This window comes from Pedococcus bigeumensis (assembly GCF_039531795.1).
GTDB lineage: Bacteria > Actinomycetota > Actinomycetes > Actinomycetales > Dermatophilaceae > Pedococcus > Pedococcus bigeumensis.
Window position 1 is genome coordinate 868820 of the sequence record NZ_BAAAQS010000003.1, and the last position, 16789, is coordinate 885608.

The following is a 16789-nucleotide window of genomic DNA, read 5'->3' on the forward strand; positions in this document are numbered from 1 at the left end:
TCCCCAGCCAGGCCCTGGCGGGTGCGCAGCCAGGCTCCTGGCGTGGTCCGCAACCAGGCTCTCGACTCCGTCGCAACCAGGCTAGGGGCGCCCTCGGCCGCAGCCGGGCCCGCGGCATAGCCGGTTAGGACTAGTCATGATGGGTGGTCACATGACCCAAGTGGGTGGTTCCGGGGCATGGTGGGTCAAGAGATAGCAAACTGGATGCCACGATTCGGCAGCGCTCCATTAGCGTTGATCCCATGACCACCGACCCGCGCGCCGGTGCAGACCTCACCGATGATGCTCTGCAGAACGAGATCGAGCTTGTCGGTGATCTCGTCGTGGCCGCGTCCGCCAGCGAGCGACCGCTGACCGAGGACGAGATCGACGAGGCCCTCGGGATCGAGCGTGGGCACCAGAAGCCCGCTGAGGACCCGCAGGGCGTCGTGCACCCGCACCGGGCCGGGAAGCGGCTCAACGCCTGAGCCCGCTCTCTCCCGATGGAGCGGTGGGGCAGCCGAGTTGCGCTTTGACGCGTACTTGCCCGTAGCATCGTCCACGGCCATCCCCCCTTTGCGTGACCGGAGAGAACCGTGGGCTTTCGCCTCACCCCCCAGGAGAACAGTTTTTACGATCTGTTCGCCAAGTCCGCTTCCTACCTCGTGCTCGGTTCCCGTGAGCTGACCACGCTGCTCGGAGTCGACCCGTCGGAGCGTGAAGCCGTCGCCACGCGGATGCGCGAGATCGAGCACGACGCCGACGAGGCGACGCACGAGATCATCCGCAAGGTGAACAGCTCGTTCATCACGCCGTTCGACCGCGAGGACATCCACGGTCTGGCGTCGACGCTCGACGACTGCATGGACATGATGGACGCGGCGGTCGACCTGATCGTGCTCTACCGCATCGGCGACCTCCCGGCCGGCGTGTCCGACCAGGTCGAGGTCCTCGCGCGGATGTCCGAGCTCACCGCCGACGCGATGCCGCGGCTGCGGTCGATGAAGGACCTGTCCGGCTACTGGATCGAGATCAACCGTCTCGAGAACCAGGCCGACCAGATCTACCGTCGCCTGCTCGCTGGGCTGTTCAACGGCGACTTCGGTGCAGACACCCTCACGATCATGAAGCTCAAGGAGGTCGTCGAGGAGCTCGAGGCCGCCGCTGACGCGTTCGAGAAGGTGGCCCACAAGGTCGAGAGCATCGCGGTCAAGGAGTCCTGAGCCACCCCATGGACTGGCTTCCGGTAGGAATCGTCATCGCCCTGGCGATGGGCTTCAACTACACCAACGGTTTTCACGACGCCGCCAACGCGATCGCCACCTCGGTGTCGACCCGTGCACTGACGCCCCGCGTGGCGCTGGTGATGGCTGCGATCGCGAACCTCGTCGGTGGGCTCATCGTCTACAAGTTCGGCAAGGTCGCCGCGACCGTCGGCAAGGGCATCATCGAGGCGCCGCAGGGCACCGAGGGACTGGTCATCTGCGGGGCCGCCCTGATCGGTGCGACTGGCTGGAACCTGCTGACCTGGTGGTTCGGCCTCCCTTCGTCGTCCTCGCACGCCCTCATCGGCGGACTCGGCGGCGCGGCGCTGGCTGCCGGGGCGCACGTGAAGTGGGCGGGCATCTTCGAGAAGGTCATCATCCCGATGATCCTGTCGCCCATCGTCGGGCTCATCCTCGGCTTCCTCGTGATGGCCCTGATCCTCTGGCTGTTCCGGCGCGCGCAGCCCGGCAAGGTCTCGCGCGGCTTCCGCTATGCGCAGACCGCGTCCGCGGCGGCGATGGCCTTCGGCCACGGGTTCCAGGACGCGGCCAAGACGGCTGGTGTCGTGGTCCTCGCGCTGACCGTGGGTGGCCACTACAGCGGTGACCAGGTGCCGCTGTGGGTCCTCCTGATGAGCGCCATCGTCATCTCGCTCGGCACGTATGCCGGTGGGTGGCGGATCATGCGCACCCTCGGCCGCCGCATCATCCACCTCGACCCGCCGCAGGGTTTCGCGGCGGAGACGACGGCTGCCTCGATCCTCTACGTCGCGGGCATGGCGTTCGGCGCCCCGATCTCGACCACCCACACGATCACCTCGGCGATCATGGGCGTCGGCGCGACCAAGCGCCTGTCCGCCGTGCGGTGGGGCGTCGCCGGCAACATCGTCGGGGCCTGGGTGCTGACCTTCCCCGGCGCCGGCCTGGTCGCGGCCGCCGCCTGCTACATCATCAACCTCTTCGTCTGACCGAAACCACTCCCAGCCTCACCTTCTGCCTCTTCTCGCACTTGTTGCGTCCTGGTTGTCACCGGGGAGGGTGATCCGGCGCCTCGAGACGATCTGTCGGCAACAAGTCTGTGGGGCTCCGCACTTGTTGCGTCCTGGTCGTCACAGGGGAGGCTGATCCGGCGCCTCGAGACGATCTGTCGGCAACAAGTCTGTGGGGCGGGGAGGGGCGCGGGCCGTCGTCAGACCCCCGGTGACCGCTTCGATGCGTCCACAGGCGAGTCCATACGCGAGGCTGCTCCACAGTCGTCGGGTCGAGCCGTGGTCGAGGCGCCGTGGCTGATTCACCGTCGGCGCATGCAAACGACATCGGAGACAGCGTGGCAGGCTCTTCCCCAACCCTTCCTGGCGCGCGAGGCCCATGCCGCCGGGCTTTCCAGCACCAGCATCGCCGGTGCGATGAGACGCAAGCAGATCATCCCAGTCGCACCGAGCGTGTATGCAGTCCGTGAGGGCTGGGTCGAGCTGACCCCGTCTGAGCTCCATGGACGGATGTCTCGGGCGGCTGCCGCCTCCGTCGAGGGCGCAGTCGTGAGCCATCAGAGCGCGGCACTGATCCACGGACTGCCCCACCCGTTGGGGCCCCTGGGATCAGTGAGTCTCACCCTCCGGGACTCGTCCCAGACCGCTGCTCGCGACGACTGGCGCCGTCTGCTCGACGGGGAGCTTCCGGATGTGCACGTCACTCACGTCGACGATGTTCCGGTGACGACGGTCGATCGCACCGTCATCGACTCATTCCGACAGCTTCGGCCGCGCGATGCCCTCGCCATCGCGGACGGTGCCCTGCGTGCACGCCTGACCTGTCCTGAGGAACTTCAGGCCATGCGCGCCTTCCAGACGAGGTGGCCCGGGGTGCGCAAGGCTGACGTCGGGCTCGCGATGGTCGACTTCCGCCGGGAGAGCTGGCTGGAGTCGGCGTCGGTGGCGACGGCCCACCAACTGGGGTTCTCGGTGCCCATGAGCCAGGTGTGGATCCACGACCTCGACGGCAGACCCATCGGCCGCGTGGACTTCCTCTGGTCGGCGGCGGGCGTCATCGGAGAGGCCGACGGTCGTGGGAAGTACTTCGGCAGCTACAGCAAGAAGGACTGGGATCCCGAGGAGGCGGCGGTCCACATGGTGGCCGAGCGGGATCGCGAGCGCGAGCTGGAGGCAGTCGGCTTCGCGGTGGCCAGGTGGGGCACGTCGGATCTGTTGGATCGTGGCGCCGGCCTGGCGCGGGTGCTGAAGGAAGCAAGGCGGCGAGCTGACCCCCGTCGGATCAGGTGCCTCTGGCGGCAGGACCCGCACGACGATCTGCGACCGTGGCGCTTGGCAGTCACACCGATGGACGGAGGAGACGGCCCCTGGGCGGCCTGAGGGGTACGACTTGTTGCTCCCTGGCCGTCACGAGTCCGGGTTTCGGCCGGTCGGTGACGATCAGGTGGCAACAAGTGCCGGGGCCCGGGGTCGCGGAGGGTGGATCAGCCGAAGCGGCCGCTGATGTAGTCCTCGGTGGCCTTCATGCCGGGGTTGTTGAAGATCTTCTGGGTGTGGTCGACCTCGACCAGCTTGCCGGGCTTGCCGGTCGCTGCGAGGTTGAAGAAGGCCGTCTGGTCGGACACGCGCGCGGCCTGCTGCATGTTGTGCGTGACGATCACGATCGTGTACTTGCTCTTGAGGTCGGAGATCAGGTCCTCGATGGCGAGGGTCGAGATCGGGTCGAGTGCCGAGCAGGGCTCGTCCATCAGCAGCACCTGCGGCTCGACGGCGATCGCCCGCGCGATGCAGAGTCGCTGCTGCTGCCCACCGGAGAGGCCGGCACCGGGCTTGTTCAGCCGATCCTTGACCTCGTTCCAGAGGTTGGCGCTGTTCAGCGACTTCTCCACCACCTCGTCGAGCCGGCTCTTGCCCTTGACCCCGTTCAGCCGAAGGCCCGCCGCCACGTTGTCGTAGATCGACATGGTGGGGAACGGGTTGGGCCGCTGGAAGACCATGCCGACGGTCCGGCGGACGGCCACCGGGTCGACGTTCGAGGCGTACAGGTCCTGGTCGTCGAGCATGACCTTGCCCTCGACGCGACCGCCGGGGATCACCTCGTGCATCCGGTTGAGGGTGCGCAGGAACGTCGACTTGCCGCAGCCGGACGGGCCGATGAAGGCGGTCACGGACCGCGGTTCCACCGTCATCGTCACGCCTTCGACGGCCTTGAACGCACCGTAGTAGACGTTCAGGTCACTGACGTCGATTCGCTTGGCCATGGTGTGCTTTCGTCCTTCGGGGTGGGTATGCCGTGCGGGCCGGCATCGGGGTGGAGCGGAGCGAGCGGGGAGTCGGCTACCTCTTGATGGAGCCGAACCGGGCGATGACCCGGCCGGCCAGGTTGAGGAGCAGGACCAGCAGGATGAGCGTCAACGCCGCGGCCCAGACCCGGTCGACGGCCGGCTGGAGGCTCTCGGTGCGGTCCTGGTTGATCATCGTGGGCAGCGTGGCCATGTAGCCGCCGAACAGGTCGGTGGCGATGGACTTGGTGTACGGCCCGAGGATCAGCAGCGGTGCGGTCTCGCCCATCACCCGGGCCAGGCCGAGCAGCACGCCGGTGATGATGCCGGAGAAGGCGGTCGGCAGGACCACCCGCGCGATGGTCTTCCACTTCGGGACGCCGAGCGCGTACGACGCCTCGCGCAGCTCGTTCGGGACGAGCTTGAGCATCTCCTCGGTGGACCGCACGATCACCGGGATCATCAACAGCACCAGCGCGAGGCAGACGGCGAAGCCGACCCGCTGGAACCCGAAGGTCGTGACCCAGACGGCGTAGACGAACAGGCCGGCCACGATCGACGGCACCCCCGTGAGGATGTCGACCATGAAGGAGACCGCCTTGGCGAACCTCCCACGCCCGTACTCGACGAGGTAGATCGCGGTCATCACCCCGATCGGCACGGAGATCAGCGAGGTGGTGACCCCCTGGATCAGGGTGCCCTGGATGGCGTGGACGGCGCCGCCCCCCTCACGCCGGGAGGTGATGCCCTTCTGCGAGTTGGTCCACCACTGCGAGTCGAGGAGCAGCCCGACTCCCTTGGAGAGCACCGTCCAGAGGATCCACACGAGTGGGATCAGCGCGATGAGGAAGGCCAACCACATGACCACGCGAGCCAGCTGGTCGCGGAGCTCACGACCACGGGCGGGGTGCCCCAGGGCGGGCGGCGCCGAGCGGTCGGCCGCCTTGGCCACGGTGTCGGTGCTCATTCGGTGAAGGCCTTCCTGCGCTCGATGACGATGCGGGCGATCGCGTTGACGACGAACGTGAGGACGAACAGCACCAGGCCGGCGGCGATGAAGGCCCCGGTCTTGGCGGGGGAGTCGAACTCACCGGCGTTGTTGGCGATCCGCGAGGCGAACGTCTCGCCACCGTTGAGCAGTGACCAGGTCCACTTCGAGCCCTGCGGCAGCGACGACACGATGATGGTGACGGCGATGGTCTCCCCGAGCGCTCGGCCCAGGGCCAGCATCGCCGCGGAGATGACGCCGGGTCGTCCGAAGGGCAGCACCGAGACGCGGATCATCTCCCACTTGGTGGCGCCCAGGGCGAGCGCGCCCTCCTTGTGGGTCACCGGGGTCTGCGCGAACACCTCGCGCGACAGCGCGGTGACGATGGGCAGGATCATGATCGCCAGCACCAGCCCGATGAGCAGGATCGTGCCGCTGGTGCCGGTGCGGGTGAAGAGCGGGATCCACCCGAGGTGGTCGGACAGCCAGACCTGGAACGGGTCGAACCACGGCGTGAGGACCTTCAGGCCCCACAGGCCGTAGACGATCGACGGCACCGCCGCCAGCAGGTCGATGACGTTGGCCGCGGGGCGCGCGAGCCACCGCGGCGAGTACTGCGTGATGAACAGCGCGACGCACACCCCTACCGGCACCGCGATGACCATCGCGATGGTGGAGGCGGCCACGGTCGTCCACAGCAGCTCGACGATGCCGAACCGGAGGTTGTCGCTGTCGCCCACCGCCCACTGGCGTGAGGTCAGGAAGTTGACCTTGTCGGCGGCGATCGCCGGGATCGCCTTCCAGAGCAGGAAGACGCCGACCAGCGTGACGAGGCCGATGACCAGCGCGCCGGACCCCTTCGCAGCAGCCGCGAAGGCCCGGTCGCCCAGGCGACCGGTGCCGGCGCGGTCACCGGTGAGGGGGCCTCGTCCGTCCGGGCCGGGCGACTCGTCGGCGACGGAGACTCCGGTCACTGTTGCCACTGGGTGTGCCTCACGATCGTGGGTTCAGGGGAGTGGACGGGGATGCAGGGAGGGAGGGAGCAAGTATGCCGCGGGGCTGGGAGCCAGCCCCGCGGCAAACCTTTCAGGTCAGGGTCGGATCAGGCCTAGGACAGGGCCGCGATGGCGGCTTCGACCTTGGTCTGGACCTCGGTCGGCAGCGGCGCGTAGCCGATGTCCTCGAGGCTCTTCTGGGTCTCGGCGGAGGCGAAGTGCGTGAGGAACGCCTTGGTCAGGGCTGCCTTCTTGGCGTCCTTGGCCTTGGAGCAGACGATCTCGTAGGTGACCAGGAGGATCGGGTAGGCGCCGGCCTCCTTGGTGGCGTAGTCGAGCTTGAGGCGCAGGTCGTTGCCCTGGCCGTCGGACTTGGCGGCCGTCACGGCCTTGCCGACCGACTCGGCGGTGAGCTCGACCGGGCCGGAGCCGTTGTCGATCTGGGCGATCCCCAGCTTGTTGTCCTTGGCGTAGGACCACTCGGCGTAGGTGATGCCACCCTCGGTGGACTTCACGGCACCGGCGACACCATCGGTCTTCTGCTTGCCCTCCCCCTTGCCGGTCCAGGCCTTGCCCGGCTCGGCGGTCCAGGCGGCCGGGGCGGCAGCCTTGAGGTACTTGGTGAAGTTCTCGGTGGTGCCGGACTCGTCGGAGCGGAAGAAGACCTTGATCGGCTCGGACGGGAGGGTCACGCCGGCGTTCAGCGCAGCGATCGACTTGTCGTTCCAGGTGGTCACCTTGCCGTTGAAGATGTTGGCGGCGACCTCGGGGGTCAGGACGAGCTTGTCGACGCCCTTGACGTTGTAGGCGACGGCGATCGGGCCGGTGACCATCGGCAGGTTCCACGCCGGGGAGCCGCAGTACGCGGCGGCCTCGTCGACCTCGACCTTGCCGTCCTTCTCGGTGGTCTTGAGCGCCGAGTCGGACCCGGCGAAGTCGACCTGGCCGGCGATGAACTGCTTGATACCGGCGCCCGAACCAGTCGGGTTGTAGTTGACGGTGGTGCCCTCACAGGCGTCCTGGAACGACGCGATGGCCTCTTCGATGGCGTTCTTCTGGGCGGAGGAGCCCTCGGCGTTCAGGGTGCCACCACCCTCGGGGCAGGCGGTGGAGCCGCTCGAGGAGCTCGAGCTGGCCGAGTCGCCGGAGCCGCTGTTGTTGTCGGAGCCGCACGCGGTGAGTGCGAGGGAGCCGACCAGGGCCACGCTGGCCAGGAGGCCGATGCGCTGGATCTTCACGGTGTGAACCTCTCCACAGGGAATCAGGGGGTGAAACAGGGGATCAGGGTGAAATCTGGGGCGGGCGTCAGTACCCGACGTCACCGAAGGTAGGCAGGGAGAGTGACGCAGCGGCCCGTGGAGGGTGAACGGGCGGTGAACACCAGTCAGACATTCGACGTCGCCGCACCGACCCCCCGGGATGCAGTGGGTGAACGACTGGTCAGGCGCGGGTCAGGAGGGCGGTAGGTGGCGCTCGACGGCGACCACCTTGGCCTGCGCGCCGCTGCCGGCGAGGTGGGCCACGAGCACCTCGCCCTTGCCCATCTTGTCGCCCGCGGCGGCCCGCAGCGCGGCCCCCGCGAGGTCGGCCTCGGGCTCGTCCGGGTCGACGAGGGCGAGCAGGGTCATGAGCAGCTCGGGCACGACCGGACCGTGGCTGCACAGCGCCGCCGGGGTGCCCCGCTCGACCAGGCGGGCGAGGTGGCGTCCGGCCCGAGCCGGCTCCGCGGCATACCCCTCCTCGCTCAGGCCCTCCTTGGTCCGCAGCGGAGCGCCGAGCTGCGCCGCGTAGGGCCGCAGGGTGTCGGCGCAGCGCAGCGACGGTGAGGTCACCAGCCGCCGGACGCCGTAGGCCGCGAGCAGGGCGGCGATGGCGGTGGCCCGGTCGCGGCCGACGTCGTCGAGGGGACGGTCCCGGTCGTCGGCCTCCCACGCCCCCCGCCCCACTGCGCGGGCGTGCCGCACGAGGGCGAGTGGCCAGGTGGTGAGGGTGCCGGCCTTGTCGGCCCGCACGAGCGCGCGGAGCTGGTCGCGGTCGCGCGCGTAGTCGAGGCGGTCGGACGCGGCGACCACGTCGAGCCAGCGGACCTCGTCGATCTCGTTCTGGAGCGGCCCGGCCGGGCTGGTGGCCTCGGCGGCCCAGTAGCGGACCTCCTTGGTGGCCGGCTGGCCGGTGGCGTCGAGCACGGTGTACTCCGCCCCGGGGAGCGGGCGACCCAGGCCGACGGCGAGGGAGGTCTCCTCGAGCGTCTCGCGCACGGCGGCCACCGGCCAGTCCTCACCCGGGTCGAGCTTCCCCTTCGCCCACGACCAGTCGTCGTACTTGGGCCGGTGCACCAGCGCGACCTCGAGCTGGCCGCGCCGCCGGCGCCACGGGATTGTGCCCGCGGCGGGGATCGGGGCCGTCAACGGCGGCGGGCCTTCCGCCGGCGCCTTGCGTGCATGTCGATCATGGCGCTCTGGAGGTCGGTGAGCGGCTCGCCTGCGTCGTCGAGGTGCACGCGGGTCCAGCGGCCGTCGCCGGTCAGCCGCCAGTGCGCGTACTCGTCGCTCATCCCGCGGGCCAGCACGGCCCGGAGGTCGGCGATGTGCTTCGGGTCGGCGAGCCGCACCAGGGCCTCGACACGACGGTCGAGGTTTCGGTGCATCATGTCGGCGCTCCCGATGAACACCTCGGGCTCGCCACCGCCGCCGAACAGGAACACGCGCGAGTGCTCGAGGAACCGGCCCAGCACCGAGTGGACCTCGATGTTGTCGGACAGCCCCTCCACGCCCGGGCGCAGGGCGCAGATGCCGCGGACCCAGATGTCCACGTGCACCCCGGCCTGCGAGGCGCGGTAGAGGGCGTCGATGAGCTGCTCGTCGACGATCGAGTTGAGCTTGAGCTGGACGAGCCCGCCGCGACCCGCCTCGGCGTGGTCGATCTCCAACGCGATCCGCTCGAGGAGCCCGGAGCGGACCGTGCGGGGGGCGACGAGCAGGCGCTTGTACTTCTGGCGGGGTGCGAACCCGGAGAGCTGGTTGAACAGACGCGCGAGGTCGTCGCCGACCTGGGGGTCTGAGGTCAGCAGGCCGAAGTCCTCGTAGAGGCGGGCGGTCTTGCCGTTGTAGTTGCCGGTGCCGATGTGGCAGTAGCGGCGCAGGGTGCCGTCCTGCTCCTCGCGGACCACCATGCAGAGCTTGGCGTGGGTCTTCAGCCCGACGATGCCGTAGACGACGTGCACTCCCGCATGCTCCAGCTTGCGGGCCCACGAGATGTTGTTCTTCTCGTCGAACCGCGCCTTGATCTCGACGATCGCCAGCACCTGCTTCCCCGACTCGGCGGCGTCGATGAGGGCGTCGATGATGGGGGAGTCGCCGCTGGTGCGGTAGAGGGTCTGCTTGATGGCGAGCACGTTGGGGTCGGCCGCCGCCTGCTCGATGAACGCCTGGACCGACGTCGAGAACGAGTCGTAGGGGTGCTGGAGCAGCACGTCCTTGTCGCGGACGATCGGCAGGATCTCCGAGGGCTTGGAGCTCTCCGCCGGCGCGAGGTCGGGGTGCATCTGGCCGCGGAACGGCGGGTACCTCAGGTCGGAGCGCTCGAGGTCGGCGACGAGGTTGAGGCCGCGCAGGTCGAGCGGGGCGGGCAGCCGGTAGACCTCGCTGTCGTTGACGCCGAGCTCGCGCACCAGCATGTCGAGCACGTGGTCGTCGATCGTCTCGTCCACCTCGAGGCGCACGGGCGGGCCGAACCTGCGTCGGGTCAGCTCCTTCTCCAGGGCGGTGAGGAGGTTCTCGGCGTCGTCCTCCTCGACCTCCAGGTCCTCGTTGCGGGTGACCCGGAAGGTGAAGTGCTCCTGCACCTCCATGCCGGGGAAGAGCATGTCGAGGTGGGACGCGATGACGTCCTCGAGCGGGACGAACCGGGTGTTGAACAGGTCGGCGGTCGACGGCTCGCCGTTCTCGGGCTCGATGTGGAGCAGGCGCGGCAGCAGCGGCGGCACCTTGACGCGGGCGAAGTGCTCCTTGCCGGTCTTCGGGTTGACCAGGACCACGGCGAGGTTGAGCGACAGGCCGGAGATGTAGGGAAAGGGGTGCGCCGGGTCGACGGCCAGCGGGGTGAGCACCGGAAACACGCGGTCGGCGAAGAGCTCGGACTGCAGGGCGCGTTCGGCGTCGCTCAGCTCGTCCCAGCGGACGATGGAGATGCCCTCGTCCTCCAGCGCGGGCTGCACCCGGTCCTTGTAGACGGCGGTCTGCATCGCCTGCAGCTCGTGGGCGACCAGCGAGATCTGCTCGAGCACCTCCCTCGGCTCCAGACCGGAGGCCGAGCGGACCGCGAGACCCGTGGCGATGCGGCGCTTGAGCCCCGCGACCCGGACCATGAAGAACTCGTCGAGGTTGGACGTGAAGATCGCCAGGAAGCGCGCCCGCTCCAGCAGCGGCACGGCCTCGTCGGCAGCCAGCTGCAGCACGCGTTCGTTGAACTGCAACCACGAGATCTCGCGGTCGAGGAACCGGTCTGCCGGGAGACCGCTGTCGTCCTGACCGCCGGCGGCGTGGACGATGCGCATGAAGCGCCCGTTGGAGGCTCGCGGCTGGGCGCTCGCGATCGAGATCTCGTGGCCGGCGTCGTCGCCGTCGAAGATCTCGCTGTCGTCCGTGGGACGGGTCGTCACGCTCATGGCGTCATCCTGACAGTGCTCGGTGAACAGCGCGCGAATACATCACATCCACCATGATGCTGTGGAAACCGAGTCCCGTGTAGGTGCGTATCGCTGCCTGGTTGTCGCCGTCGACGTAGAGGACGACCTCGGGCAGCCCGAGCCCGGCCAGGTGCGCCAGCCCGAGCCCCGTCACCGGTCGCCCCAGACCGCGCCCCTGGTATGCCGGGTGCACGCCGACCACGTACACCTCCCCGGCAGGCAGGCCTGCTTCGCGACCCGCCCCGCCGTGCCCCCGTCCGGCTGGCTCCCCGGGGTCGAGGGATGAGCGCTGCTCGGGGTCGACCTTGGTCCAGTGGAAGGCCGCGACCTCACCGGGAGCGCCGTCCGCCTCCACGAGGATGAAGCCGGCCGGGTCGAACCACGGCTGGGTCATCCGCTCCTCGAGGTCGGCCAGCGTCATCCGGCCCTGCTCCGGGTGGTGGGCGAAGGCGGCCGCATTGGTCGCGAGCCAGGCCTCCTCGTCGCGGCCGGGCTCGAAGGCGCGGGCGGTGAAGCCCGGGGGCAGCGCGGAGGCCCCCGGGTCGAGGTCGGCCGCGCCGAGCGGGCGGGCCATCTTGTGCAGCTCGCGCACCGCCTCCAGCCCGGCGCTCGCCGCGAGGGCCTGAGCCGCCGGCAGGCGGCCGTGCGCCCAGACCCGCGCTCCCGGCGCGGCCTCGAGCACGGCGTCGAGCAGGGCCCGCCCGGTGCCCTGCCGGCGGTCGGCTGGGTCGACGACGAGCTCGACCGAGGCGTCGGCGTCGGTTGCGCCGTCGAGCTGCGCGTAGCCCGTGAGCCGCTCCGCGGCATACCCGAGCAGGTGGCGGACCCGACCGCTCGGTGCGCTCAGCGAGAGGAGGGGCTGCTCGGACAGCGGGCTGACCCCGTCGGCGGCGGTCGCCGCGGCCTGGATCCCGCGGACGCGGGCGGCCTCGGTCGACGTCAGGGTGTCGGAGAGACGGACGGCAGATAACGGCACGAAAAGCATTGGACCATGCATCTTCCCTCGCGGCCGATCCGCGGTTAGCGTGCACGGATCCGGCTACCGCCGGTTTTTCCTCCCGCACAAGGACGCATCCATGACCTCTTCCCGCACTCGACGCATCTCCAGCGTCGTGGCGGTGGCCGCTCTGGCAGCCACCGGCGCAGCGTTCACCGGTGGTACCTCATCGGCCGCCCCCAACGGACCCACGATCGACATCCAGCTCCTGTCGTTCAACGACTTCCACGGCAACCTCGAGCCGCCGGCCGGATCGAGCGGTCGGATCATCACCTCGGACACCTACACCGAGGTCGGGACGACCAACCCGAACACGGGAGTGACCACGTACGCGGCGACGCCGCAGACGGTCAACGCCGGTGGCGTGGAGTACCTCGCCGGGCACCTCAAGGCGCTGCGCGCCGGTCACCCCTACACCGCGACCGTCGCCGCCGGCGACATCGTGGGTGCGTCCCCGCTGCTGTCGGCCGCGTTCCACGACGAGCCCAGCATCGAGGCGATGAACAGCCTCGGCCTCGACGTCACGGCCGTGGGCAACCACGAGTTCGACGAGGGCTACAAGGAGCTCCAGCGGCTGGCCGACGGCGGCTGCCTGCCCGACGGCAACGGCGCGGCCAACCAGGACTCCTGCCCCGGTGGCAAGACCTTCACGGGCGCGAACTTCCCGATCCTGGCCGCCAACGTGAAGTACAAGGCGACCGGCCAGACCATCCTCCCGGCCACCTGGGTCAAGAACTTCAAGGGCGCCAAGGTCGGCTTCATCGGCATGACGCTCAAGGACACCCCGAACATCGTCACCGCGTCCGGCATCGAGGGCCTGGAGTTCACCGACGAGGTCGAGACCGCGAACGCCCTCGTGCCGGGGCTCGAGGCACAGGGCGTGAAGGCCATCGTCGTCCTGATCCACCAGGGTGGCGTGCCCGCGCGCACCGCCACCTACCCGGGCGGCCCCAACACCAAGCCGGCAACCGGCTTGGAGAACAAGTACGACTCCGCGTGCCCCGCCGGCACCAGCAACGGCCTGAACGCGGCGGCCAGCCCGATCATCCCGATCGCGGAGCGGCTCTCGCCGCAGATCGACGTGATCGTCAGCGGGCACACGCACACCCCCTACGTGTGCAGCATCCCCGACCCGGCCGGCCAGCCGCGCCTGGTCACCTCGGCCTCGTCGTTCGGGCGCCTCGTCACCGAGACCAACCTGACCTTCGACCGTCGCACGCAGGACATCGTGCGCAGCTCGGTCGCGGGCAGCAACGTCGTCGTGACCCGTGAGCCGCAGTTCAAGGACGCGGCCCAGACCAAGATCATCACGGACTACAAGCAGCTCATCGCCCCGGTCGCGAGCCGGATCCTCGGCACCATCACCGGCGACATCACCACGTCGTCCAACGCCGGTGGCGAGTCCAAGCTCGGCGACCTCATCGCCGACGCTCAGCTCGCCGACCCGTCGGTGGTGACCAACGGTGACGTCCCGACGATCGCCTTCATGAACCCGGGCGGCATCCGCACCAACCTGACCTACGCCAACTCCCCGTGGGGTGAGGCGCCCGGTGCGGTGACCTACGAGGAGGCGTTCACGGTTCAGCCGTTCAACAACTACCTCGTCTCGATGACGCTGACCGGGGCCCAGATCAAGGAGATCCTGAAGGAGCAGTGGAACGGTGGCGTCAAGTCGTCGCCCAACTCGACCGCTCGGCCGGTCATCCTCCAGGTGTCCAAGGGCTTCGCCTACAGCTACAGCGACGCCACCGGCAGCCGGGTCCTCGGCCCGGTCACGCTGAACGGCAACCCGATCAGTGACACGGCGAGCTACCGGATCGTGACGAACAACTTCGTCGCGGACGGTGGCGACGGCCTCCCCGGCTTCCGGGACGGCACCGGCCGGTTCTTCGGTGGGCTCGACATCGACGCCTTCGCCAACTACCTGCAGGCGAACTCGCCGTACAGCCCGGTGGCCGAGACGCGGATCACCAAGAACTGACCCACCGCGTCCGGTCGCGCAGGGTGGCTCGGTCGTCCTGGCCGAGCCACCCGGCACATCGCAAGCACACTCAGAGCCGCCCCTCCCGGAGACGGGAGGGGCGGCTCTTGGTGTGGCGGATGTGCCAGCACGCGAGGGAGTGCAGGATCCTGACGCGCACGGGCCCTGGCGCGCAGCGACCTTCAGGCGTTGGCGCCCAGCTCGTCGGTGCGGACGTCCTCGGCGGGGACGAAGCGGTAGCCGACGTTGCGCACGGTGCCGATCAGCACCTCGTGCTCGGAGCCCAGCTTGGCCCGCAGCCGCCGCACGTGGACGTCGACGGTGCGGGTGCCGCCGTAGTAGTCGTAGCCCCAGACCTCCTGGAGGAGCTGGGCGCGGCTGAACACGCGGCCCGGGTGCTGGGCGAGGTACTTGAGGAGCTCGAACTCCTTGTAGGTCAGGTCGAGCAGCCGGCCACGGACGCGGGCGGAGTAGGTCGCCTCGTCGATCGTGACCTCACCCGAGGTGATCTGGACGTCCTCGGGCTCCTGGTTGTCCTGGAGCCGGCCGGCCGCGAGCCGCAACCGGGCCTCGACCTCCGCAGGGCCCGCGGACTCGAGCAGCACCTCGTCGACGCCCCACTCGGCCGTGATGCCGGCCAGGCCGCCCTCGGTGAGGATCGCGATGAGGGGCACCGACATGCCCGTCGCCCGGAGCACCCGACACAGCGAACGCGCCACGGCGAGGTCGCGACGGGCGTCCAGCAGGACCGCGTCACACGGGGGCGCGTCGACCAGCGCGGTCGGCTCTGCGGGGATGATCCGCACGTGGTGGGTCAGGAGGCCCAGTGCCGGCAGCACCTCGGCGCTGGGCGCCAAGGCGTTGGTCAGCAGCAGCAGACGGGCCATGCCTTGAAAGGATACGGGTGCCGGGCCCCTTCGGTCCGGGCGAACACATGGTGAGACCCTTGTCTCAAAGGTGGGGCCCCACCAGCAGAGAGCCGCCGCACGACAGGAGCCTTGGGTATGCCGCGTGAGCACGAGGCCGCCTCGGTCACCGTCCGCTACTGGGCGGGTGCCCGGGCCGCCGCCGGTGTGGACTCCGACGTGGTCACCGGGTGCCGGACCGTGGCGGATGCCGTGGCCAGCGTCGCCACCCTGCACCCCGGCCTGGCCGCGGTCACTGCGGTCAGCACCCTGCTCCTCGACGGGCGCGCGACGCACCGCGACCACGACCTCCCCGACGGGTCGGTGCTGGAGGTCCTGCCTCCCTTCGCCGGGGGGTGATGCGAGGATGCCCCTTGTGTCCGACGTCCCCGAGCAGGCTCCCAACCCTGCCGTCCCGCTGACCCGGCGCGAGCGCCGAGCCCATGCGCAGAAGGCTCGGCCGGCCCTCCCGCGCCGCGCCTTGGTGGCGCGCCCGCTCTCGATCGCGGCGACCGTCGCGTTCGCGGCACTGGTGGCGCTGACCGGTTACGCCAGCCCGCAGTTCGTCGCGCTGGCCGTCGCGCTGGCCGGGTTCGTGCTGGCGTGGGGATGGCCGCTCCTGCTGAGCCTGCCCAGCCCGCGCGGGACCACCGCGGTCCTCGCGATCGGCACCGTGCTGATGACCGGCACCGCCCTGCTGACCCGCGACGACCCCTACCTCGAGTGGATGCCCGCTGCGCTCGCGGTGAGCGTGATCGTGGGCTTCCTGCACCAGCTGATGCGTCGTGACGGCCGGCCGCGCCTGACCGAGTCGGTCGCCGCGGTGACGTCGGCCCTGGCGATCATCTCGGCCGGCACGGCGCTCGCCCCGATCCCCCACGCCCTGCACGGTGAGCACGCCCTGGCTGCCACGATGGCCGGGCTGGGCGTGGGCGCCCTGGCCGACCCCTGCGTCTCGATCCCCCGCCTGCGGCAGTGGGCACTGTTCATCGCGATGCTCCTCGGCGGAGGGGCCGCCGTCGTCGTCGCGCTGGTGGCCGGTGACCTCTTGGCCGGCCCGGCCGCCCTGCTCGGCCTGCTCGCGGCCGCGATCTCGCACGCGGCTCGAAGGGTGCTGGCCCCCCTGCCCGCGACCGCGATGCCGCGAGCGCAGCTGGCGGCCGCCGCCACCTCGTCACTGCTGATCGGCGTGGTGGCCTATGCCGTGGTGACCTCCCCGTGGTTCACCCCCTGACCGCTGCTCGGCTCAGTAGACGAGGGCCTGGGCGCCCGCGGCGGTGACCTCCTCGACGAAGGCCGCCGCGCCGCGGATGACCACCCCGTCCACGAGGTCGGCTCCGATGAGGTCCCGGCGGGCCGCGCACTGCCCGCACACCGTCACCGTGCCCCCGGCGAGGACCGCGTCGCGCAGGTCGGCCAGGTCGGCGGCGTGCGCGAGCTCGACCTCCTCGGCCCGACCCGGCACTGCCATCCACGATGCGTCGCCGGTGAGCCACAGGCTGACCGGCACGCCGCTCGCCACGGCGGTCGCTGCGACGGTGAAGGCCTGGTTGAGTCGTTCGAGCGACTCGGTGCCGCAGGTGACCTTGACGACGAGCGCGCGGGAGGCAGTCATGTCGCACAGGCTACGATCTGGCGGGTGCACACGTTCTACATCGCCCTGCTCGCCCTGACAGCCGTGGTGATCACCTGGTTCGCGGGATTCGTCGTCTACCGCCTGG

The 16789-nt window shown here is 69.9% G+C and carries 16 protein-coding genes; 7 read left to right on the forward strand and 9 right to left on the reverse strand.

Annotation, left to right across the window (positions count from 1 at the left end; translation table 11 throughout):
- The first annotated feature begins 242 nt into the window (after positions 1 to 242).
- The 4 genes from ABD262_RS14675 (at position 243) to ABD262_RS14690 (ending at position 3613) form a co-directional block, all read left to right on the forward strand.
- On the forward strand, positions 243 to 467 hold the full coding sequence (locus tag ABD262_RS14675; protein WP_344137644.1) for a hypothetical protein: 225 nt from the start codon (positions 243 to 245) through the stop codon (positions 465 to 467).
- 108 nt (positions 468 to 575) lie between these two features.
- The gene (locus ABD262_RS14680) at positions 576 to 1202 is read left to right on the forward strand and encodes a DUF47 domain-containing protein (protein WP_344137647.1); all 627 of its coding nucleotides are present in this window, start codon (positions 576 to 578) and stop codon (positions 1200 to 1202) included.
- 8 nt (positions 1203 to 1210) lie between these two features.
- On the forward strand, positions 1211 to 2212 hold the full coding sequence (locus ABD262_RS14685) for an inorganic phosphate transporter (protein WP_344137650.1): 1002 nt from the start codon (positions 1211 to 1213) through the stop codon (positions 2210 to 2212).
- Positions 2213 to 2512: 300 nt separating this feature from the next.
- A complete protein-coding gene (locus tag ABD262_RS14690; protein WP_344137653.1) occupies positions 2513 to 3613 on the forward strand; it encodes a hypothetical protein in 1101 nt (366 codons plus the stop codon).
- A 104-nt stretch (positions 3614 to 3717) separates the two neighbouring features.
- Here the strand turns inward: ABD262_RS14690 and pstB are convergent, their stop codons facing one another.
- The 7 genes from pstB to mshD form a co-directional block, all read right to left on the reverse strand.
- On the reverse strand, positions 3718 to 4494 hold the full coding sequence (gene pstB / locus ABD262_RS14695) for a phosphate ABC transporter ATP-binding protein PstB (protein ID WP_344137656.1): 777 nt from the start codon (positions 4492 to 4494) through the stop codon (positions 3718 to 3720).
- A gap of 76 nt (positions 4495 to 4570) precedes the next feature.
- Complete coding sequence (gene pstA, locus ABD262_RS14700; protein ID WP_344137659.1) at positions 4571 to 5482, reverse strand: phosphate ABC transporter permease PstA; 912 nt, start codon at positions 5480 to 5482, stop codon at positions 4571 to 4573.
- Positions 5479 to 6486, reverse strand: coding sequence for a phosphate ABC transporter permease subunit PstC (gene pstC, locus ABD262_RS14705; protein WP_344137662.1), 1008 nt, complete (start codon positions 6484 to 6486; stop codon positions 5479 to 5481). Before pstC ends, pstA begins: the two co-directional genes overlap by 4 nt.
- A 125-nt stretch (positions 6487 to 6611) precedes the next feature.
- On the reverse strand, positions 6612 to 7736 hold the full coding sequence (gene pstS / locus ABD262_RS14710; RefSeq protein WP_344137665.1) for a phosphate ABC transporter substrate-binding protein PstS: 1125 nt from the start codon (positions 7734 to 7736) through the stop codon (positions 6612 to 6614).
- A gap of 213 nt (positions 7737 to 7949) precedes the next feature.
- Positions 7950 to 8906: an NUDIX hydrolase gene (locus tag ABD262_RS14715; protein WP_344137668.1), complete on the reverse strand. Its 957-nt coding sequence runs from the start codon at positions 8904 to 8906 to the stop codon at positions 7950 to 7952.
- Entirely contained in the window at positions 8903 to 11164 is a 2262-nt protein-coding gene (locus tag ABD262_RS14720; RefSeq protein WP_344137670.1) for an RNA degradosome polyphosphate kinase, read from the reverse strand. Before ABD262_RS14720 ends, ABD262_RS14715 begins: the two co-directional genes overlap by 4 nt.
- Before the next feature lie 4 nt (positions 11165 to 11168).
- Positions 11169 to 12161, reverse strand: a complete 993-nt coding sequence (gene mshD / locus ABD262_RS14725; RefSeq protein WP_344137673.1) for a mycothiol synthase — start codon at positions 12159 to 12161, stop codon at positions 11169 to 11171.
- 100 nt (positions 12162 to 12261) lie between these two features.
- On the opposite strand from mshD, the gene ABD262_RS14730 reads away from it, so the two are divergent.
- Positions 12262 to 14163: a bifunctional metallophosphatase/5'-nucleotidase gene (locus ABD262_RS14730; RefSeq protein WP_344137675.1), complete on the forward strand. Its 1902-nt coding sequence runs from the start codon at positions 12262 to 12264 to the stop codon at positions 14161 to 14163.
- A gap of 182 nt (positions 14164 to 14345) precedes the next feature.
- On the opposite strand, the gene ABD262_RS14735 is transcribed toward ABD262_RS14730, so the two are convergent.
- Positions 14346 to 15050, reverse strand: a complete 705-nt coding sequence (locus ABD262_RS14735) for a winged helix-turn-helix transcriptional regulator (protein ID WP_344137678.1) — start codon at positions 15048 to 15050, stop codon at positions 14346 to 14348.
- 117 nt (positions 15051 to 15167) lie between these two features.
- On the opposite strand from ABD262_RS14735, the gene ABD262_RS14740 reads away from it, so the two are divergent.
- Both ABD262_RS14740 and ABD262_RS14745 read left to right on the forward strand, forming a co-directional pair.
- The gene (locus ABD262_RS14740; RefSeq protein ID WP_344137681.1) at positions 15168 to 15428 is read left to right on the forward strand and encodes a MoaD/ThiS family protein; all 261 of its coding nucleotides are present in this window, start codon (positions 15168 to 15170) and stop codon (positions 15426 to 15428) included.
- A 16-nt stretch (positions 15429 to 15444) separates the two neighbouring features.
- The gene (locus ABD262_RS14745; RefSeq protein ID WP_344137684.1) at positions 15445 to 16302 is read left to right on the forward strand and encodes a hypothetical protein; all 858 of its coding nucleotides are present in this window, start codon (positions 15445 to 15447) and stop codon (positions 16300 to 16302) included.
- Between the two features lie 12 nt (positions 16303 to 16314).
- Here the strand turns inward: ABD262_RS14745 and ABD262_RS14750 are convergent, their stop codons facing one another.
- A complete protein-coding gene (locus tag ABD262_RS14750) occupies positions 16315 to 16683 on the reverse strand; it encodes a DsrE family protein (protein ID WP_344137687.1) in 369 nt (122 codons plus the stop codon).
- Positions 16684 to 16789 lie beyond the last annotated feature (106 nt).